Source organism: Pseudomonas borbori (assembly GCF_900115555.1).
In the GTDB taxonomy this organism is placed as follows: Bacteria; Pseudomonadota; Gammaproteobacteria; order Pseudomonadales; family Pseudomonadaceae; genus Aquipseudomonas; species Aquipseudomonas borbori.
The window spans coordinates 1-16628 of the sequence record NZ_FOWX01000051.1 but is presented as its reverse complement, the minus strand read 5'-3'; the positions used below and the strand labels follow the sequence as shown (position 1 = coordinate 16628).

At 56.4% G+C, this 16628-nt stretch carries 31 protein-coding genes; all 31 read right to left on the bottom strand.

Going from position 1 to position 16628, the window contains the following annotated elements:
- The coding region (locus tag BM315_RS22770; protein WP_244527362.1) for a transposase domain-containing protein at positions 1-282 on the bottom strand (282 nt) is incomplete at its 3' end.
- Positions 283-373: 91 nt separating this feature from the next.
- Positions 374-1753: a Na+/H+ antiporter NhaC family protein gene (locus tag BM315_RS22765; protein WP_090505818.1), complete on the bottom strand. Its 1380-nt coding sequence runs from the start codon at positions 1751-1753 to the stop codon at positions 374-376.
- 167 nt (positions 1754-1920) lie between these two features.
- Positions 1921-2307: a 50S ribosomal protein L17 gene (gene rplQ, locus BM315_RS22760; RefSeq protein WP_069519894.1), complete on the bottom strand. Its 387-nt coding sequence runs from the start codon at positions 2305-2307 to the stop codon at positions 1921-1923.
- A gap of 42 nt (positions 2308-2349) precedes the next feature.
- Positions 2350-3351 (bottom strand): DNA-directed RNA polymerase subunit alpha, encoded by a 1002-nt coding sequence (locus tag BM315_RS22755; RefSeq protein ID WP_079204540.1) that lies wholly within the window; start codon positions 3349-3351, stop codon positions 2350-2352.
- 22 nt (positions 3352-3373) lie between these two features.
- Positions 3374-3994 carry a 30S ribosomal protein S4 gene (gene rpsD, locus BM315_RS22750; RefSeq protein WP_090505816.1) on the bottom strand — a complete coding sequence of 207 codons (621 nt, stop codon included), beginning with the start codon at positions 3992-3994 and terminating at the stop codon, positions 3374-3376.
- A gap of 17 nt (positions 3995-4011) precedes the next feature.
- Positions 4012-4401, bottom strand: coding sequence for a 30S ribosomal protein S11 (gene rpsK, locus BM315_RS22745; RefSeq protein ID WP_013789773.1), 390 nt, complete (start codon positions 4399-4401; stop codon positions 4012-4014).
- A 30-nt stretch (positions 4402-4431) separates the two neighbouring features.
- Complete coding sequence (gene rpsM, locus BM315_RS22740; protein WP_079204537.1) at positions 4432-4788, bottom strand: 30S ribosomal protein S13; 357 nt, start codon at positions 4786-4788, stop codon at positions 4432-4434.
- 133 nt (positions 4789-4921) lie between these two features.
- Positions 4922-5038 carry a 50S ribosomal protein L36 gene (gene rpmJ / locus BM315_RS22735; RefSeq protein ID WP_002555468.1) on the bottom strand — a complete coding sequence of 39 codons (117 nt, stop codon included), beginning with the start codon at positions 5036-5038 and terminating at the stop codon, positions 4922-4924.
- 28 nt (positions 5039-5066) lie between these two features.
- Positions 5067-6395 carry a preprotein translocase subunit SecY gene (secY, locus tag BM315_RS22730; protein WP_090505815.1) on the bottom strand — a complete coding sequence of 443 codons (1329 nt, stop codon included), beginning with the start codon at positions 6393-6395 and terminating at the stop codon, positions 5067-5069.
- Positions 6396-6830: a 50S ribosomal protein L15 gene (gene rplO, locus BM315_RS22725; RefSeq protein ID WP_090505814.1), complete on the bottom strand. Its 435-nt coding sequence runs from the start codon at positions 6828-6830 to the stop codon at positions 6396-6398.
- Positions 6831-6833: 3 nt separating this feature from the next.
- Complete coding sequence (gene rpmD / locus BM315_RS22720; RefSeq protein WP_090444984.1) at positions 6834-7013, bottom strand: 50S ribosomal protein L30; 180 nt, start codon at positions 7011-7013, stop codon at positions 6834-6836.
- A 2-nt stretch (positions 7014-7015) separates the two neighbouring features.
- Positions 7016-7516, bottom strand: a complete 501-nt coding sequence (rpsE, locus tag BM315_RS22715) for a 30S ribosomal protein S5 (RefSeq protein ID WP_090505812.1) — start codon at positions 7514-7516, stop codon at positions 7016-7018.
- Between the two features lie 3 nt (positions 7517-7519).
- Positions 7520-7870: a 50S ribosomal protein L18 gene (gene rplR, locus BM315_RS22710; protein ID WP_003293038.1), complete on the bottom strand. Its 351-nt coding sequence runs from the start codon at positions 7868-7870 to the stop codon at positions 7520-7522.
- A gap of 10 nt (positions 7871-7880) precedes the next feature.
- Complete coding sequence (gene rplF / locus BM315_RS22705) at positions 7881-8414, bottom strand: 50S ribosomal protein L6 (protein ID WP_090505810.1); 534 nt, start codon at positions 8412-8414, stop codon at positions 7881-7883.
- 13 nt (positions 8415-8427) lie between these two features.
- Entirely contained in the window at positions 8428-8820 is a 393-nt protein-coding gene (gene rpsH, locus BM315_RS22700) for a 30S ribosomal protein S8 (protein WP_069519903.1), read from the bottom strand.
- 178 nt (positions 8821-8998) lie between these two features.
- Complete coding sequence (gene rpsN, locus BM315_RS22695; RefSeq protein WP_090505807.1) at positions 8999-9304, bottom strand: 30S ribosomal protein S14; 306 nt, start codon at positions 9302-9304, stop codon at positions 8999-9001.
- A 13-nt stretch (positions 9305-9317) separates the two neighbouring features.
- Positions 9318-9857 (bottom strand): 50S ribosomal protein L5, encoded by a 540-nt coding sequence (gene rplE, locus BM315_RS22690; protein ID WP_090505805.1) that lies wholly within the window; start codon positions 9855-9857, stop codon positions 9318-9320.
- Between the two features lie 20 nt (positions 9858-9877).
- A complete protein-coding gene (gene rplX, locus BM315_RS22685) occupies positions 9878-10192 on the bottom strand; it encodes a 50S ribosomal protein L24 (RefSeq protein WP_090505803.1) in 315 nt (104 codons plus the stop codon).
- An 11-nt stretch (positions 10193-10203) separates the two neighbouring features.
- On the bottom strand, positions 10204-10572 hold the full coding sequence (gene rplN / locus BM315_RS22680; protein WP_003289207.1) for a 50S ribosomal protein L14: 369 nt from the start codon (positions 10570-10572) through the stop codon (positions 10204-10206).
- A gap of 22 nt (positions 10573-10594) precedes the next feature.
- Positions 10595-10861 carry a 30S ribosomal protein S17 gene (gene rpsQ, locus BM315_RS22675; RefSeq protein WP_025167719.1) on the bottom strand — a complete coding sequence of 89 codons (267 nt, stop codon included), beginning with the start codon at positions 10859-10861 and terminating at the stop codon, positions 10595-10597.
- A 2-nt stretch (positions 10862-10863) separates the two neighbouring features.
- On the bottom strand, positions 10864-11055 hold the full coding sequence (rpmC, locus tag BM315_RS22670; RefSeq protein ID WP_002555481.1) for a 50S ribosomal protein L29: 192 nt from the start codon (positions 11053-11055) through the stop codon (positions 10864-10866).
- The gene (gene rplP / locus BM315_RS22665; protein ID WP_042552939.1) at positions 11055-11468 is read right to left on the bottom strand and encodes a 50S ribosomal protein L16; all 414 of its coding nucleotides are present in this window, start codon (positions 11466-11468) and stop codon (positions 11055-11057) included. The genes rpmC and rplP overlap by 1 nt, the downstream gene beginning before the upstream one ends.
- 12 nt (positions 11469-11480) lie before the next feature.
- Complete coding sequence (gene rpsC / locus BM315_RS22660) at positions 11481-12167, bottom strand: 30S ribosomal protein S3 (RefSeq protein WP_027982006.1); 687 nt, start codon at positions 12165-12167, stop codon at positions 11481-11483.
- Positions 12168-12180: 13 nt separating this feature from the next.
- Positions 12181-12513, bottom strand: a complete 333-nt coding sequence (rplV, locus tag BM315_RS22655; RefSeq protein ID WP_079204524.1) for a 50S ribosomal protein L22 — start codon at positions 12511-12513, stop codon at positions 12181-12183.
- A gap of 11 nt (positions 12514-12524) precedes the next feature.
- On the bottom strand, positions 12525-12800 hold the full coding sequence (rpsS, locus tag BM315_RS22650) for a 30S ribosomal protein S19 (RefSeq protein WP_010486981.1): 276 nt from the start codon (positions 12798-12800) through the stop codon (positions 12525-12527).
- Between the two features lie 16 nt (positions 12801-12816).
- Positions 12817-13641, bottom strand: coding sequence for a 50S ribosomal protein L2 (gene rplB, locus BM315_RS22645; protein ID WP_090505802.1), 825 nt, complete (start codon positions 13639-13641; stop codon positions 12817-12819).
- Positions 13642-13655: 14 nt separating this feature from the next.
- Entirely contained in the window at positions 13656-13955 is a 300-nt protein-coding gene (gene rplW / locus BM315_RS22640; RefSeq protein ID WP_090505800.1) for a 50S ribosomal protein L23, read from the bottom strand.
- Complete coding sequence (gene rplD, locus BM315_RS22635) at positions 13952-14554, bottom strand: 50S ribosomal protein L4 (protein WP_090505798.1); 603 nt, start codon at positions 14552-14554, stop codon at positions 13952-13954. Before rplD ends, rplW begins: the two co-directional genes overlap by 4 nt.
- Before the next feature lie 12 nt (positions 14555-14566).
- Positions 14567-15202: a 50S ribosomal protein L3 gene (gene rplC, locus BM315_RS22630; RefSeq protein ID WP_090505796.1), complete on the bottom strand. Its 636-nt coding sequence runs from the start codon at positions 15200-15202 to the stop codon at positions 14567-14569.
- Between the two features lie 82 nt (positions 15203-15284).
- The gene (rpsJ, locus tag BM315_RS22625; RefSeq protein WP_010486970.1) at positions 15285-15596 is read right to left on the bottom strand and encodes a 30S ribosomal protein S10; all 312 of its coding nucleotides are present in this window, start codon (positions 15594-15596) and stop codon (positions 15285-15287) included.
- 141 nt (positions 15597-15737) lie between these two features.
- Positions 15738-16628: elongation factor Tu (gene tuf, locus BM315_RS22620; protein ID WP_141124010.1), on the bottom strand; the 891-nt coding region annotated here is incomplete at its 5' end.

The following is a 16628-nucleotide window of genomic DNA, read 5'->3' as shown; positions in this document are numbered from 1 at the left end:
TGGGCGTTGCCCAGGCAGCATGATATTCATGCGGCTGACCACATCCCACGCCGACATGCGCCGGAAAAACGCCATGGCGATTACGCACCAGAGCATCATTTCCAGCGGCAAACGCCGCTTGCGCAGGGTCGCTACACCTGCCTGCTCGAGTGCCTGCTCGACCAAAGAAGGATCGAGTAAGGCATCCAGTCCCTCGATTGCGCTGGGAGTGGAGGCGATGTTGTGGGTGAGTTCCAGTGCCCGAGCGAGACGCATAAAAAAATCCGATGCCAATACTGGCATCGGATTTTGATTTCTTGCGGCCAAAGGTCAAGCAAGAGGGCTTAACTGATCGGCATTAGCCAACAGGCCCGTTTTTTTATCCACGACCGACTCAGGCGATTAAGACAAAACCGACAAAGGCCAGGCCTGCCGCGATCAGGGTATAGGGCAGCTGGGTGATGGCATGGCTGATCAGATTACAACCCGAGCCCTGGGCGGCCAGCACGGTTGAGTCGCTATAGAAGCAGGCCTGGCTACCGAAAGCCGAAGCTGACAGCAGCGCGCCGATGGTCAGCGGGATATCCGCCTGCAGCGCATAGGCCAGGGGCATGACGATAGGGATGGTCACGGCGAAGATGCCCCAGGACGACCCCGTGGCGAAAGCCAGCACGGCCATGGCCAGGAACACCATGGCCGGCAGCATCTGCGCGCTCATATAGGGCTTGAGCGACTCCACCACGTACTGCGGCAACATCAGTTGATCGCACACCTCCTTGAAGATGAAGGCGGCGATGACGATGCCGATGGCTGGCAGCATGGTCTTGAAGCCATCGACCATCTGATCGAGCATTTCCGCCAGAGGCATCAGGCGCTGCAGCAGGTAGAACGGCACAGTGATCGACAGGGTAGCCAGCATGCCCATCCACACGTCGATGTCAAAATAGACGGTAAAGCCGATCAGCATCAGCAGCGGCACCAGGAAGTTGTAGAGCTTGCCGCCTTCCTTGTCTGCCCCCTCGAATTCCTCCTCCAGGGATTTCATCGAATAGTTGTGCCCGGGGCTCAGCTCGCCTACATGCATGGCGCCGGCAGAACCGTGACGCGCGAGCACCTCGACTTTGCGCATGGGGCCAATCGCCGGCACCACCCCGGCAGCGACCAACAGCACCAGAATCACCGCGAACCAGGCATAGAGCATGTAGGGAATGGCCTGGATATACACGTTGATGCCCTGACCGGCAGCGGCGATATCGTTGTTCTCCAGCAGACCGCCAAAGAACACCGCCCAGGTCGACAGCGGCACCAGCACGCAAATCGGCGCCGCGGTGGAGTCCACCACATAGGCGAGCATCTCGCGGGAGATCTTGAAGCGATCGGTGACCCGCTTCATGGTTTCGCCCACGGTCAAGGCATTGAGGTAATCATCGACGAAGATCACCACGCCCAGGGCGAAGGTCATCAGCAGCGAGGAGCGCCGCCCCTTGGCCAGCGTCAATGCCGCACGACCGAAAGCCAGGGCGCCGCCGGTGCGCACCAGCAAGGCGATCAGCGCGCCGAAGCTGCCACAGACCAGGATCAACCAGCCGATGGTTTCGTCCTGCATCACCTTGAGGGAAATTTCGGAGAAGTTGCTCAGCGCCTCGCTCGGCGACAGCAGCAAGAGCCCGGCAACGGCCCCCAGAATCAAGGCCAGAATGGGACGCCGCAGGAAGATAGCCAGGATCAATACGACAGCGGGAGGGATAAGACTCAAAGCACTAGGTTCGGACATGATGGCAATTGTTCTTATTAGGGGCCGCAAGACGGCGGGAACGGAAGACCCACGAACCTTACCCGAGCCAATCAATGCACACAATATCAAACACGACGTGCGGAATATTATTCACAGTAAAAACAAAAAAACCGGGCCAAGGCCCGGTTTTTTCTACAACCTACGACTTACTCTGCGTCTACAGCTGCACCAGCGACCGGACGGTCAACCAGCTCAACATAAGCCATCGGAGCGTTGTCACCAGTGCGGAAACCACACTTGAGAATACGCAGATAACCGCCCTGACGGGTGGCATAGCGCTTGCCCAGGTCGTTGAACAACTTACCGACGATGGCTTTCGAACGAGTACGGTCGAAGGCCAGACGACGGTTGGCAACGCTGTCTTCTTTAGCCAGAGTAATCAGCGGCTCGGCAACGCGACGCAGCTCTTTGGCTTTCGGCAGAGTAGTTTTGATCAGCTCATGCTCGAACAGCGACACCGCCATGTTCTGGAACATGGCCTTACGGTGTGCGCTGGTGCGGCTGAGGTGACGGCCACTTTTACGATGACGCATGGTTCAATTCCTTACCAAACTGACGTTCGGTGATGATGACGATCAGGCAGTCGCCTTGTCGTCTTTCTTCAGACTTGCCGGCGGCCAGTTGTCGAGGCGCATACCGAGGGACAGACCGCGAGAAGCCAGAACATCCTTGATTTCGGTCAGGGATTTCTTGCCCAGGTTCGGCGTTTTCAACAATTCCACTTCGGTGCGCTGAATCAGATCGCCGATGTAGTAAATGTTCTCTGCCTTGAGGCAGTTGGCCGAACGTACGGTCAGTTCCAGGTCATCGACCGGACGCAGCAGGATCGGATCGATCTCATCTTCCTGCTCGATAACCACAGGCTCACTGTCACCCTTGAGGTCGACGAACGCAGCCAACTGCTGTTGCAGAATGGTTGCGGCACGGCGGATAGCCTCTTCAGGATCCAGAGTACCGTTGGTCTCCAGATCAATAACCAACTTGTCCAGGTTAGTGCGCTGCTCAACACGAGCGTTCTCTACCACATAGGACACACGGCGTACCGGGCTGAACGAAGCATCCAGCTGCAAGCGACCAATGCTGCGGCTTTCATCTTCATCGCTCTGACGAGCGTCAGCCGGCTCATAGCCGCGACCACGAGCTACGGTGAGCCTCATGTTCAGCGCGCCAGTGGAAGCCATGTTGGCGATTACGTGGTCGCCATTGACGATTTCGACATCGTGATCCAGCTGAATATCGGCAGCGGTAACTACACCCGAGCCCTTCTTCGCCAGAGTCAGCGTCACTTCGTCGCGACCGTGCAACTTGATAGCCAGGCCTTTCAGGTTAAGCAGGATTTCAATAACGTCTTCCTGAATACCTTCGATGGCGCTGTACTCATGGAGTACACCGTCAATCTCGGCCTCGACTACTGCACAGCCAGGCATTGAGGACAACAGGATGCGGCGCAGCGCGTTGCCCAAGGTGTGGCCAAAGCCACGCTCGAGAGGCTCGAGCGTAATCTTGGCGCGGGTCGGACTGACCACCTGCACATCAATATGGCGGGGGGTCAGGAACTCATTTACCGAAATCTGCATGGATGCACCTATTTTCTAGCCCTTACTTGGAGTAGAGCTCGACAATCAGGCTTTCGTTGATGTCAGCGGACAGATCACTGCGAACCGGTACGGCTTTGAACACGCCGGACTTCTTCTCAATGTCTACTTCTACCCATTCAACGCGGCCACGCTGGGCACACAGCTCAAGAGCCTGAACAATGCGCAGCTGATTCTTCGACTTCTCGCGAACTGCAACGACGTCGCCAGCTTTAACCTGGTAGGACGGCACGTTTACAGTTTTACCGTTTACGCTGATCGCCTTGTGCGAAACCAGCTGGCGGGATTCGGCGCGGGTAGCACCATAGCCCATGCGATAAACCACGTTATCCAGACGGCATTCGAGCAGTTGCAGCAGGTTCTCACCAGTAGCGCCTTTCTTGCCGGCCGCTTCTTTGTAATAACCGCTGAATTGACGCTCGAGCACACCGTAGATACGACGAACTTTTTGCTTTTCACGCAGCTGGGTGCCGTAGTCGGACTGACGGCCACGGCGCTGACCGTGAATACCTGGGGCTGCTTCGATGTTGCACTTCGATTCCAGGGCGCGGACGCCGCTTTTCAGGAACAGATCAGTGCCTTCACGACGAGACAGTTTGCATTTGGGACCAATGTAACGAGCCATTTCTCACTGTCTCCTGATTACACGCGACGCTTCTTCGAAGGACGGCATCCGTTGTGCGGGATGGGTGTCACATCGGTGATGCTGGCGATCTTGTAACCGCAGCCGTTCAAAGCACGGACAGCGGACTCACGACCCGGACCTGGACCCTTGACGTTGACGTCGAGGTTCTTCAGACCGTATTCCAGCGCAGCTTGACCAGCACGTTCGGCAGCCACCTGGGCAGCGAACGGGGTGCTTTTACGCGAGCCGCGGAAACCCGAACCACCAGAGGTAGCCCAGGACAGGGCGTTACCCTGACGGTCAGTAATGGTCACGATGGTGTTATTGAAAGAGGCGTGGATGTGGGCGATGCCATCAACCACCGTCTTTTTGACTTTCTTACGAGTACGAGCAGCAGGTTTTGCCATGACTAGATTCCTGTCGATGCGCGAATGCGGTTACTTGCGGATCGGCTTACGCGGGCCCTTGCGGGTACGCGCGTTGGTCTTGGTACGCTGACCGCGGACCGGCAGACCACGACGATGACGCAGGCCGCGATAGCAACCCAGGTCCATCAAGCGCTTGATTTTCATGTTCACTTCACGACGCAGGTCACCTTCGGTATTCACCTTGGCTACTTCGCCACGCAGCTGCTCGATCTGCTCGTCAGAGAGATCTTTGATCTTTACCGCCGGATTAACGCCGGCAGCTGCACAGATTTTCTGTGCAGTAGTGCGACCAACACCAAAGATGTAGGTCAGCGAGATAACAGCGTGCTTGTTATCCGGAATGTTTACGCCTGCAATACGGGCCATTCAGTGGAACTCCAATTGACAGCTACCTACGCCCTGGAAGCCAAGAAATAAGGCGCGAGATATTAGCGCTGTAAAAACAAATAATCAACCCGGCAGCGCACTAGCTGCCGGGCTTGTAGCATTTCACTCACACTCAGCCTTGGCGCTGCTTGTGACGCGGCTCCGCGCTGCAAATGACGCGAACAACACCTTCACGACGAATAATCTTGCAGTTACGGCACAGCTTTTTCACCGATGCACGAACTTTCATCACCAACTCCTCGAACCTTATGGGCACATCAGCGCATCATGCCGCTGCCGTAGCCCTTCAGGTTGGCTTTCTTCATCAGGGATTCGTACTGGTGCGAAACGAGGTGCGATTGTACTTGCGACATAAAGTCCATCACAACCACTACCACGATCAGCAACGAGGTCCCGCCAAGATAGAACGGTACGTTGGCCGCCACCACCAGGAACTGGGGCAGCAGACACACGGCCGTCATGTACAGAGCACCGAACATGGTCAAACGGGTCAACACGCCATCGATATAGCGCGCCGACTGCTCACCTGGACGGATACCCGGAATAAAGGCACCGGACTTCTTCAGGTTTTCCGCTACGTCTTTCGGATTGAACATCAGCGCCGTGTAGAAGAAGCAGAAGAAAACGATCCCCGCACTAAACAGCAAAATGTTCAACGGCTGACCAGGAGCGATAGCCTGTGAAATATCCTGCAGCCAGCCCATACCTTCGGACTGACCAAACCAGGCACCCAGCGAGGCTGGGAACAACAGAAGGCTGCTGGCGAAAATAGCCGGGATAACCCCCGCCATGTTCACCTTCAACGGCAAGTGGCTGGTCTGCGCAGCAAAAACCTTGCGGCCCTGCTGACGCTTGGCATAGTGCACCGCAATGCGGCGTTGCCCACGCTCAATGAACACCACGAAACCGATGATCGCTACTGCCAGCAAACCGATGGCGATCAGGGCGAAGATATTGATATCACCCTGGCGAGCAGACTCGAAAGACTGCCCGATCGCCGACGGCAGACCGGCCACGATGCCTGCAAAAATCAGCATCGAAATACCGTTGCCGACACCACGCTCGGTGATTTGCTCGCCCAGCCACATCATGAACATCGCACCCGCCACGAAGGTGGTGACTGCAACGAAGTGGAAGCCGAAATCGCCCGAAAACGCTACGCCCTGACTCGCCAAACCAACGGACATGCCGATTGCTTGAACGAACGCCAGGACGAGGGTGCCGTAGCGGGTGTATTGGCTGATCTTGCGACGACCAGCCTCACCTTCCTTCTTCAACTGCTCCAGTTGCGGACTGACAGCGGTCATGAGCTGCATGATGATCGACGCCGAAATGTACGGCATGATCCCCAACGCAAAGATGCTCATGCGCTCCAGCGCACCACCGGAAAACATGTTGAACAAGCTAAGAATGGTCCCCTCATTCTGTCGAAACAGGTCCGCCAGCCGGTCCGGGTTTATGCCTGGAACTGGAATGTGTGCGCCAATCCGATAGACGATAATCGCCATAAACAGAAAGCGCAGACGAGCCCAGAGCTCGGATAACCCGCCATTGCTGAGCGCTGAGAGAGCACCTTGCTTAGCCATTTATTCCTCGAACTTACCGCCAGCTGCTTCGATAGCCGCACGCGCACCTTTGGTGGCAGCGATACCTTTAAGGGTGACCGCTTGAGTAACCTCACCGGACAGCATGACTTTCACACGCCGTACATGTTGGTTAATCAGGTTGGCATCCTTCAGCGCTTGCAGAGTAATGACGCCGCCTTCGACCTTGTTCAGCTCGGAGGTACGCACTTCGGCGCGATCCATAGCCTTCAGGGACACGAAACCGAACTTGGGCAAACGACGGTGCAGAGGCTGCTGGCCGCCTTCGAAACCCGGAGCAATGGTGCCACCGGAGCGCGAGGATTGACCCTTGTGGCCACGGCCACCAGTCTTACCCAAACCACTGCCGATACCACGGCCCGGACGGTGCTTCTCGCGGCGGGAACCCGGCGCAGGACTCAAATCGTTCAGGTACATGTATTAACCCTCCACACGGAGAAGGTAGTAAGCCTTGTTAATCATGCCGCGATTTTCCGGAGTATCCAGAACCTCGACGGTGTGATTGATGCGACGCAGGCCGAGACCCTTGACGCAGGCTTTATGATTAGCCAGACGGCCGCTCACGCTCTTGATCAGCGTGACTTTGACGGTATTAGCCATGATTAGAGAATCTCCTCGACGCTCTTGCCACGCTTGGCCGCAACGGAATCAGGCGACTGCATGGCTTTCAAACCCTTGAAAGTGGCATGCACCACGTTCACCTGGTTAGTCGAGCCGTAGCACTTGGCCAGAACGTTCTGCACACCAGCCACTTCCAGCACGGCACGCATGGCGCCGCCGGCGATGATACCGGTACCTTCAGAAGCAGGCTGCATGTACACCTTGGAAGCGCCATGGGCAGCTTTCATCGCGTATTGCAGAGTGGTGCCGTTCAGGTCCACCTGGATCATGTTGCGACGTGCAGCTTCCATCGCTTTCTGGATGGCAGCAGGCACTTCACGAGACTTGCCGCGGCCGAAACCGACGCGACCCTTACCATCACCCACCACGGTCAACGCGGTGAAAGTGAAGATCCGGCCACCCTTAACGGTTTTGGCAACACGGTTAACCTGTACCAGCTTCTCGATATAGCCTTCGTCGCGCTTTTGGTCGTTATTTGCCATAACTTAGAACTCCAGCCCGCCTTCACGAGCAGCATCAGCCAGCGCCTTGACGCGGCCGTGGTACTTGAAGCCAGAACGGTCGAATGCAACCTGAGTCACACCAGCGGCTTTCGCACGCTCAGCAACCAGCTCACCAACTTTCTTGGCCGCGTCGACGTTGCCAGTGGCGCCGTCACGCAGTGCTTTGTCCAAGGTCGAGGCGCTGGCCAGAACCTTGCTGCCGTCGGCCGAAATGACCTGGGCATAGATGTGCTGCGAAGAGCGGTACACGCAGAGACGCACGGCTTCGAGCTCGTGCATTTTCAGGCGTGCTTTGCGAGCGCGACGCAGTCGAGTAACTTTTTTGTCGGTCATTTGCTATGCCCTACTTCTTCTTGGCTTCTTTACGGCGGACGACTTCGTCTGCGTAACGAACACCTTTGCCCTTATAAGGTTCAGGACGACGGAAGTCACGAATCTCCGCAGCGACCTGACCAACCAGTTGCTTGTCGACACCCTTGATCAGGATCTCGGTCTGGTTCGGGGTTTCAGCAACCACACCTTCCGGCAACTCATAGTCGATCGGATGGGAGAAGCCGAGAGCGAGGTTCAGCACCTGACCTTTGGCTTGCGCCTTGTAACCAACGCCGACCAGCTGCAGCTTGCGCTCGAAGCCGGCGCTAACGCCGATCACCATGTTGTTGACCAGGGCACGGGTAGTGCCGGCCATGGCGCGAGTCTGCTGGTCGCCATTGCGGGCAGCGAAACGCAGCTCACCGGCTTCATGCAGGACTTCAACGGACGAGTGAACATTCAGTTCGAGAGTGCCCTTGGCACCCTTTACCGACAGCTGCTGACCGGCGAGATTGACCTCAACACCAGCGGGCAGCGTAACGGGGTTCTTAGCAACGCGAGACATGCTTATTCCCCCCTTAGAACACTGTGCAAAGCACTTCGCCGCCGACACCGGCAGCGCGCGCAGCGCGGTCCGTCATCACACCCTTGTTGGTGGAGACGATGGAAACCCCGAGACCGCCACGAACTTTCGGCAGATCATCAACGGATTTGTACTGGCGAAGGCCTGGACGACTCACGCGTTTCACTTCTTCGATAACCGGACGGCCTTCGAAGTATTTCAGCTCGATGGACAGCTGCGGCTTGACTTCACCGCTGATCTGATAACCCGCAATATAACCTTCGTCTTTCAAAACTTTGGCTACAGCCACCTTCAACGTGGAAGACGGCATGCTTACGACGGACTTTTCAGCCATCTGGGCATTACGGATACGAGTTAGCATGTCCGCTAACGGGTCCTGCATACTCATGGGCTAGACGCTCCTGATACAAAAAGAATTAGCCTTGCGGCTACAGTCGCTGAGAATTCCGGAAATGAACCCAGGCTCAGGCGAGCCGAGCATTCTAGAGACTGATCAAAAATGAATCAAGCCCCAAAGGGGCCTGATTCACAGATAAGACAAAGCCGGCGCTAGGCCGGCTTCGTGTTTACCAGCTGGCTTTCACCAGACCTGGCACATCACCACGCATTGCAGCTTCACGTAGCTTGATACGCGACAGACCGAACTTGCGATAGACGCCGTGCGGGCGACCGGTAATCCGGCAGCGATTACGCAAACGCGAAGCGCTGGCGTCACGCGGCTGCTTTTGCAGTGCGATCTGAGCTTCCCAACGCGCTTCCGGAGTGGCGTTCAGATCGGCGATGGTAGCTTTCAGCTCGGCACGCTTTTTGGCGTACTTGGCTACCGTTTGCTGACGCTTCAGCTCACGGTTTTTCATGCTCATTTTAGCCATGGTCCAACTCCAATCAGTTGCGGAACGGGAATTTGAAGGCGCGCAGCAAAGCACGACCCTCATCATCCGTACGCGCAGTGGTAGTCAGGGTAATGTCCAGACCACGCAGGGCATCGATCTTGTCGTAATCGATTTCCGGGAAAATGATCTGCTCTTTCACGCCCATGCTGTAGTTGCCACGGCCATCGAAGGACTTGGCATTCAGGCCGCGGAAGTCGCGAACCCGAGGCAGGGAAATGGACAGCAGACGATCCAGGAATTCGTACATACGATCGCGGCGCAGGGTTACCTTGACGCCAATCGGCCAGCCTTCACGCAGCTTGAAACCTGCAATCGACTTACGGGCATGAGTCACTACGACTTTTTGACCGGTGATCTTTTCCAGGTCGGCTACAGCGTGCTCGATGACCTTCTTGTCACCGATCGCTTCGCCCAAGCCCATGTTCAGGGTGATCTTGGTGATGCGCGGAACTTCCATCACGTTCGCCAGCTTAAGTTCTTCCTTAAGCTTGGGCGCGATTTCTTTCCGGTAAATCTCTTTTAGTCGTGCCATGGTCTTCTACCTAGCAGTGTTCAAGCATCAACCGCTTTTTGGGTCGACTTGAAGACACGAATTTTTTTACCTTCTTCAACTTTGAAACCAACGCGGTCAGCCTTGTTGGTTTCACCGTTGAAGATGGCCACGTTGGAAGCGTGCAGAGGCGCTTCTTTCTCGATGATACCGCCCTGAACGCCCGACATCGGGTTCGGCTTGGTATGGCGCTTCACCAGGTTGACCCCACCAACGACCAGACGGTCGTCAGCGAGCACCTTGAGCACCTTGCCACGCTTACCTTTGTCTTTACCGGCGATCACGATGATCTCGTCGTCACGACGAATCTTTTGCATGTCGGATCTCCTTAGAGCACTTCAGGGGCGAGCGAGACGATCTTCATGAACTTCTCAGAGCGAAGTTCACGAGTCACCGGCCCAAAAATACGGGTGCCGATCGGCTCTTGCTTGTTGTTCAGGAGAACAGCAGCGTTGCCATCGAAGCGAATGATCGAGCCATCAGGGCGACGAACGCCGTGACGAGTGCGGACTACGACAGCAGTCATCACCTGGCCCTTCTTCACCTTACCGCGCGGAATTGCTTCCTTGACGGTCACCTTGATGATGTCGCCGATGCCAGCGTAGCGGCGATGCGAACCACCCAGCACCTTGATGCACATAACGCGACGAGCACCGCTGTTGTCAGCGACGTCGAGCATGGATTGAGTCTGAATCATATATTTCTCCGACCCCTAGCCCTTAGACTTCCACTGCGCGTTCGAGAACTTCAACCAGCGCCCAAGATTTGGTCTTGGCTACGGGACGGGTTTCACGAATGGAAACCTTGTCGCCGATATGGCACTGATTGCTTTCGTCGTGCGCGTGCAGCTTGGTCGAACGCTTGACATATTTGCCGTAGATCGGGTGCTTGACGCGACGCTCGATCAATACGGTGATGGTCTTGTCCATCTTGTCGCTGACGACACGGCCGGTCAGCGTACGGACTGTTTTTTCGGCTTCAGCCATGATCACTTACCTGCCTGCTGATTGAGCACAGTCTTCACACGAGCGATATCGCGCTTAACTTGCGAGAGCAGGTGAGACTGCCCCAACTGGCCAGTTGCTTTCTGCATACGCAGATTGAACTGGTCGCGCAGCAGGCCGAGCAGTTGCTCGTTCAGCTGCTGTGCTGATTTTTCACGAAGTTCATTCGCCTTCATCACATCACCGTCCGCTTAACAAAAGTGGTGGCGAGCGGCAGCTTTGCAGCAGCCAGGGCGAAAGCCTCACGCGCCAACTCTTCGGAAACGCCTTCGATTTCATACAGGACTTTGCCTGGCTGAATCTGGGCTACCCAATACTCAACGCTACCCTTCCCTTTACCCATCCGCACTTCGAGAGGCTTCTTGGTAACCGGCTTGTCAGGGAACACGCGAATCCAGATTTTCCCGCCACGCTTAACGTGACGAGTCAGAGCACGACGAGCGGACTCGATCTGACGGGCGGTGAGACGACCGCGGGCAACAGACTTCAGGGCGAACTCGCCGAAGCTGACTTTGCTACCGCGCTGAGCCAGGCCACGGTTGTGGCCGGTCATCTGCTTGCGGAACTTCGTACGCTTTGGTTGCAACATTTGGCGTACCCCTTACTTGGCAGCTTTTTTACGAGGCGCAGGTGCCTGCGGTTTCAGTTCTTCCTGGCGACCACCAATCACTTCGCCCTTGAAGATCCAAACCTTGACACCGATCACACCATAAGTGGTGTGCGCTTCGTACGTGGCATAGTCGATATCGGCACGCAGGGTGTGCAACGGCACACGACCTTCGCGATACCATTCGGTACGGGCAATTTCAGCACCGCCGAGACGACCGCTCACTTGGATTTTGATGCCCTTGGCACCAATGCGCATGGCGTTCTGTACAGCGCGCTTCATGGCGCGACGGAACATCACACGACGCTCCAGCTGCTGAGCTACGCTCTGCGCAACCAGCATACCGTCGAGTTCCGGCTTGCGGATCTCTTCGATATTGATGTGCACAGGCACACCCATTTGCTTGGTCAGGTCCTGACGCAGCTTCTCAACATCTTCACCTTTCTTGCCGATCACGATACCGGGACGGGCGGTGTGGATGGTGATGCGTGCAGTCTGAGCCGGACGATGGATATCGATACGGCTTACGGACGCGCTTTTTAGTTTGTCTTGGAGATACTCGCGCACCTTCAGATCAGCGAACAAATAGTCCGCATAAGTCCGACCGTCTGCGTACCAGACGGAGGTGTGCTCCTTGACGATTCCCAGGCGAATGCCAATGGGATGTACTTTCTGACCCATCTGATCGACTCCGTTACTTGTCCGCAACCTTGACAGTGATATGGCAAGACCGCTTGACGATGCGATCAGCGCGGCCTTTGGCACGCGGCATGATTCGCTTCAGCGAACGCCCTTCGTTGACGAAAACGGTGCTGACCTTGAGGTCATCAACGTCAGCGCCTTCGTTATGCTCGGCGTTGGCTACAGCCGACTCCAGCACTTTCTTGATGATATCGGCGGCTTTCTTACTGCTGAAAGCCAGCAGATTGAGCGCTTCGCCCACCTTCTTCCCGCGGATCTGGTCGGCGACCAAGCGGGCTTTCTGGGCGGAGATTCGAGCGCCCGACAACTTAGCGGCTACTTCCATTTCCTAACCCCTTAACGCTTGGCTTTCTTGTCAGCCACGTGCCCACGATAGGTACGAGTGCCGGCAAATTCGCCCAGTTTGTGGCCGACCATGTCTTCGTTCACCAGGACCGGGACATGTTGACGACCGTTATGTACAGCAATGGTCAGACCGACCATCTGCGGCAGGATCATGGAACGGCGCGACCAGGTTTTCACCGGCTTGCGATCGTTCTTTTCCACCGCCACTTCGATCTTCTTCAGTAGGTGAAGATCGATAAAAGGACCTTTTTTCAGAGAACGTGGCACTGTCGTATCCCTCTATTTACTTGCGACGACGGACGATCATGTTATCGGTGCGCTTGTTACCACGAGTCTTCGCGCCCTTAGTCGGGAAGCCCCATGGAGACACCGGATGACGACCACCAGAGGTACGACCTTCACCACCACCATGCGGGTGGTCAACCGGGTTCATGGCAACACCACGAACGGTTGGGCGAACGCCACGCCAGCGCTTGGCACCAGCTTTACCCAGCGAACGCAGGCTGTGCTCGGAGTTCGAGACTTCGCCCAGGGTCGCACGGCACTCGGCCAGTACTTTACGCATTTCACCGGAACGCAGACGCAGGGTCACGTAGACGCCTTCACGCGCAATCAGCTGGGCCGAGGCACCAGCGGAACGAGCGATCTGAGCACCTTTGCCCGGCTTCAGTTCGATACCGTGAACAGTGCTACCAACCGGGATGTTGCGCAGTTGCAGACTGTTGCCCGGCTTGATCGGAGCCATGATCCCGGCTACCAGCTGATCGCCAGCACTCACGCCTTTGGGGGCGATGATGTAGCGACGCTCACCGTCTGCATACATCAGCAGGGCGATGTGTGCGGTACGGTTCGGATCGTATTCGATACGCTCGACAGTGGCCGGAATGCCATCTTTGTCGTTGCGACGAAAATCGACCAGACGGTAATGCTGCTTGTGGCCACCACCGATATGACGGGTGGTGATCCGACCATTGTTGTTACGACCGCCAGACTTCGACTTCTTCTCGAGCAGCGGAGCGTAAGGAGCGCCTTTGTGCAGCTCCTTGTTGACCACCTTGACCACAAAACGGCGGCCAGCGGAAGTCGGTTTGCATTTAACGATTGCCATGATGCACCCCTTCCTTACTCAGCACTGCTGGCGAAATCGATATCTTGGCCCGGCTGAAGGGAGATAACCGCCTTCTTCCAGTCGTTACGCTTGCCCAGACCGCGAGCGGTGCGCTTGCTCTTGCCCAGAACATTCTGGGTAGTGACATGCTCAACCTTCACGCTGAACAGGCTTTCGACGGCCTTCTTGATTTCCAGCTTGGTTGCATCGGTTGCAACCTTGAAAACGAATTGGCTTTTTTTATCAGCCAGAAGTGTGGCCTTCTCGGAGACGTGCGGGCCAAGCAGCACTTTAAATACGCGTTCCTGGTTCATCCCAGCAGCTCCTCGAATTTCTTCACGGCAGAAACGGTGACCAACACCTTTTCGTACGCGATCAGACTGACCGGATCGGAACCCTGCACGTCACGAACATCGACATGCGGCAGGTTACGAGCAGCCAGGTACAGATTTTCATCGATAGCATCAGACACGATCAGCACATCGGTCAGGCCCATGCCATTCAGCTTGTTCAGCAGGTCTTTGGTCTTCGGCGCTTCAACGCTGAAGTCTTCAACCACGACCAGACGATCGCTACGCACCAGCTCGGCAAGAATCGAACGCAATGCAGCGCGATACATTTTCTTGTTCAGCTTCTGGTCGTGATTCTGCGGACGGGCCGCGAAAGTCACACCACCGCCACGCCAGATCGGACCACGAGTGGTACCGGCACGAGCACGACCAGTGCCCTTCTGACGCCAAGGGCGCTTACCGCCACCGGATACGTCGGAACGGGTCTTCTGCTGCTTGCTGCCCTGACGGCCGCCGGCCATATAGGCCACAACTGCTTGGTGAACCAGGGTCTCGTTGTAATCGCCACCGAAGGTCGCTTCGGACACTTCGATTGCTTGAGCGCCATTTACATTTAATTGCATGTCAGCTTCCCCTTAACCGCGAGCCTTGGCTGCCGGACGAACAACCAGGTTGCCGCCAGTAGCACCAGGAACGGCACCCTTGACCAACAGCAGGTTGCGTTCAGCATCGACGCGCACTACTTCCAGGGACTGCACAGTCACGCGCTCAGCACCCATGTGACCGGACATTTTCTTGCCCTTGAAGACGCGACCCGGGGTCTGGCACTGGCCAATGGAACCCGGAACACGGTGGGACACGGAGTTACCGTGAGTGTTGTCTTGGCCGCGGAAATTCCAACGCTTGATGGTACCGGCAAAGCCTTTACCCTTGGACTGACCGGTGACATCCACCAGCTGACCAGCTTGGAAAATTTCAGCGTTGATCAGATCGCCCGCTTGGTACTCGCCTTCTTCAAGACGAAATTCCATGACGGTACGACCTGCCGCGACGTTCGCCTTGGCGAAGTGACCGGCTTGCGCCTTGCTGACACGAGAAGCACGACGCTCGCCGACAGTGACTTGCACTGCACGATAGCCATCGGACTCTTCGGTTTTGAACTGAGTGACGCGATTCGGCTCGATCTCAATGACCGTGACCGGAATGGAGACACCTTCTTCGGTGAAAATACGGGTCATCCCGCACTTACGACCGACTACACCAATAGTCATGTTGTAACCTCATGAGTGTACGGGGCTTTCACCCGCTATGGCCGCCCATTTCAGAGCGTTACACGACTAAAACCCCAAGGTTTTAGCCGAGGCTGATCTGCACTTCCACGCCAGCCGCAAGATCGAGCTTCATCAACGCGTCAACGGTTTTATCCGTCGGCTGGACAATATCCAGAACGCGCTTATGAGTGCGGATTTCGAACTGATCACGCGCGTCTTTGTTGACGTGCGGAGAAGTCAGTACGGTAAACCGCTCTTTGCGGGTAGGCAGAGGAATCGGACCACGCACCTGAGCACCAGTACGTTTCGCGGTTTCCACGATTTCCTGGGTTGATTGATCGATCAGGCGATGGTCAAAAGCCTTCAACCGAATACGGATTTGTTGGTTTTGCATTTTGACCTCAGATTCCAAGCTGCTATTCCCAACGGGCGCAATACACCCGCTAAAAGGAGGCGCAATTCTATAGACGGCCCCAACGAGTGTCAACCCAATAAAAAAGCCCCCGCAAGCGGGGGCTTTTTTCAGATCAATCGATTACTCGATGATCTTGGCAACCACGCCAGCACCAACGGTACGGCCACCTTCGCGAATCGCGAAACGCAGACCATCTTCCATGGCGATCGACTTGATCAGGGTAACAACCATTTTCACGTTGTCGCCCGGCATTACCATTTCAACGCCTTCCGGCAGTTCGCAGTTACCGGTTACGTCGGTAGTGCGGAAGTAAAACTGCGGACGGTAGCCTTTGAAGAACGGAGTGTGACGACCGCCTTCTTCCTTGCTCAGTACGTAGACTTCTGCCTCGAACTTGGTGTGCGGCTTGACGCTACCCGGCTTGGCCAGAACCTGACCACGCTCGACGTCGTCACGCTTGGTGCCGCGCAGCAGGATACCGCAGTTCTCGCCAGCACGACCTTCGTCGAGCAGCTTGCGGAACATCTCGACACCAGTACAGATGGTCTTGACGGTAGGACGCAGGCCCACGATCTCGACTTCTTCCTGGATCTTGATGATGCCGCGCTCGATACGACCAGTCACAACGGTACCGCGACCGGAGATCGAGAACACGTCCTCGACCGGCATCAGGAACGGCTTGTCGATAACGCGCACCGGATCCGGAATGTAGCTGTCCAGGGTCTCAACCAGCTTGCGCACGGCAGAGGTACCCATCTCGTTGTCGTCCTGGCCATTCAGAGCCATCAGCGCGGAGCCGATCACGATCGGAGTGTCGTCGCCCGGGAAGTCGTAGGCCGACAGCAGGTCACGCACTTCCATCTCGACCAGTTCCAGCAGCTCGGCGTCATCCACCATGTCAGCCTTGTTCAGGAAGACCACGATGTAAGGAACGCCTACCTGACGGGACAGCAGGATGTGCTCGCGAGTCTGCGGCATCGGGCCGTCGGCAGCGGAGCAAACCAGGATCGC

Bases quoted from the DNA above. Each gene is read 5' to 3' on its own strand.
- rpsD (WP_090505816.1), bottom strand. From the start codon at position 3,994: ATGGCTCGTTACATTGGTCCCAAATGCAAACTGTCTCGTCGTGAAGGC.
- rplN (WP_003289207.1), bottom strand. From the start codon at position 10,572: ATGATTCAGACTCAATCCATGCTCGACGTCGCTGACAACAGCGGTGCT.
- rpsH (WP_069519903.1), bottom strand. From the start codon at position 8,820: ATGAGTATGCAGGACCCGTTAGCGGACATGCTAACTCGTATCCGTAAT.
- rplC (WP_090505796.1), bottom strand. From the start codon at position 15,202: ATGACTATTGGTGTAGTCGGTCGTAAGTGCGGGATGACCCGTATTTTC.
- rpmC (WP_002555481.1), bottom strand. From the start codon at position 11,055: ATGAAGGCGAATGAACTTCGTGAAAAATCAGCACAGCAGCTGAACGAG.
- BM315_RS22765 (WP_090505818.1), bottom strand. From the start codon at position 1,753: ATGTCCGAACCTAGTGCTTTGAGTCTTATCCCTCCCGCTGTCGTATTG.
- rpsE (WP_090505812.1), bottom strand. From the start codon at position 7,516: ATGGCAAATAACGACCAAAAGCGCGACGAAGGCTATATCGAGAAGCTG.
- rplB (WP_090505802.1), bottom strand. From the start codon at position 13,641: ATGGCAATCGTTAAATGCAAACCGACTTCCGCTGGCCGCCGTTTTGTG.
- secY (WP_090505815.1), bottom strand. From the start codon at position 6,395: ATGGCTAAGCAAGGTGCTCTCTCAGCGCTCAGCAATGGCGGGTTATCC.
- rplW (WP_090505800.1), bottom strand. From the start codon at position 13,955: ATGAACCAGGAACGCGTATTTAAAGTGCTGCTTGGCCCGCACGTCTCC.
- rpsJ (WP_010486970.1), bottom strand. From the start codon at position 15,596: ATGCAAAACCAACAAATCCGTATTCGGTTGAAGGCTTTTGACCATCGC.
- rplX (WP_090505803.1), bottom strand. From the start codon at position 10,192: ATGCAAAAGATTCGTCGTGACGACGAGATCATCGTGATCGCCGGTAAA.
- rpsC (WP_027982006.1), bottom strand. From the start codon at position 12,167: ATGGGTCAGAAAGTACATCCCATTGGCATTCGCCTGGGAATCGTCAAG.
- rpsQ (WP_025167719.1), bottom strand. From the start codon at position 10,861: ATGGCTGAAGCCGAAAAAACAGTCCGTACGCTGACCGGCCGTGTCGTC.
- BM315_RS22755 (WP_079204540.1), bottom strand. From the start codon at position 3,351: ATGCAGATTTCGGTAAATGAGTTCCTGACCCCCCGCCATATTGATGTG.
- rpsN (WP_090505807.1), bottom strand. From the start codon at position 9,304: ATGGCTAAAATGAGCATGAAAAACCGTGAGCTGAAGCGTCAGCAAACG.
- rpmD (WP_090444984.1), bottom strand. From the start codon at position 7,013: ATGGCTAATACCGTCAAAGTCACGCTGATCAAGAGCGTGAGCGGCCGT.
- rplE (WP_090505805.1), bottom strand. From the start codon at position 9,857: ATGGCACGACTAAAAGAGATTTACCGGAAAGAAATCGCGCCCAAGCTT.
- rplF (WP_090505810.1), bottom strand. From the start codon at position 8,414: ATGTCTCGCGTTGCTAAGAACCCCGTTACGCTGCCCGCTGGTGTTGAG.
- rpsK (WP_013789773.1), bottom strand. From the start codon at position 4,401: ATGGCAAAACCTGCTGCTCGTACTCGTAAGAAAGTCAAAAAGACGGTG.
- rplP (WP_042552939.1), bottom strand. From the start codon at position 11,468: ATGTTGCAACCAAAGCGTACGAAGTTCCGCAAGCAGATGACCGGCCAC.
- rplO (WP_090505814.1), bottom strand. From the start codon at position 6,830: ATGTACCTGAACGATTTGAGTCCTGCGCCGGGTTCCCGCCGCGAGAAG.
- rplV (WP_079204524.1), bottom strand. From the start codon at position 12,513: ATGGAAGTAGCCGCTAAGTTGTCGGGCGCTCGAATCTCCGCCCAGAAA.
- rpmJ (WP_002555468.1), bottom strand. From the start codon at position 5,038: ATGAAAGTTCGTGCATCGGTGAAAAAGCTGTGCCGTAACTGCAAGATT.
- rplD (WP_090505798.1), bottom strand. From the start codon at position 14,554: ATGCAATTAAATGTAAATGGCGCTCAAGCAATCGAAGTGTCCGAAGCG.
- rplQ (WP_069519894.1), bottom strand. From the start codon at position 2,307: ATGCGTCATCGTAAAAGTGGCCGTCACCTCAGCCGCACCAGCGCACAC.
- rpsM (WP_079204537.1), bottom strand. From the start codon at position 4,788: ATGGCCCGTATTGCAGGCGTAAACATTCCGGATAACAAGCACGCTGTT.
- rplR (WP_003293038.1), bottom strand. From the start codon at position 7,870: ATGACCGACAAAAAAGTTACTCGACTGCGTCGCGCTCGCAAAGCACGC.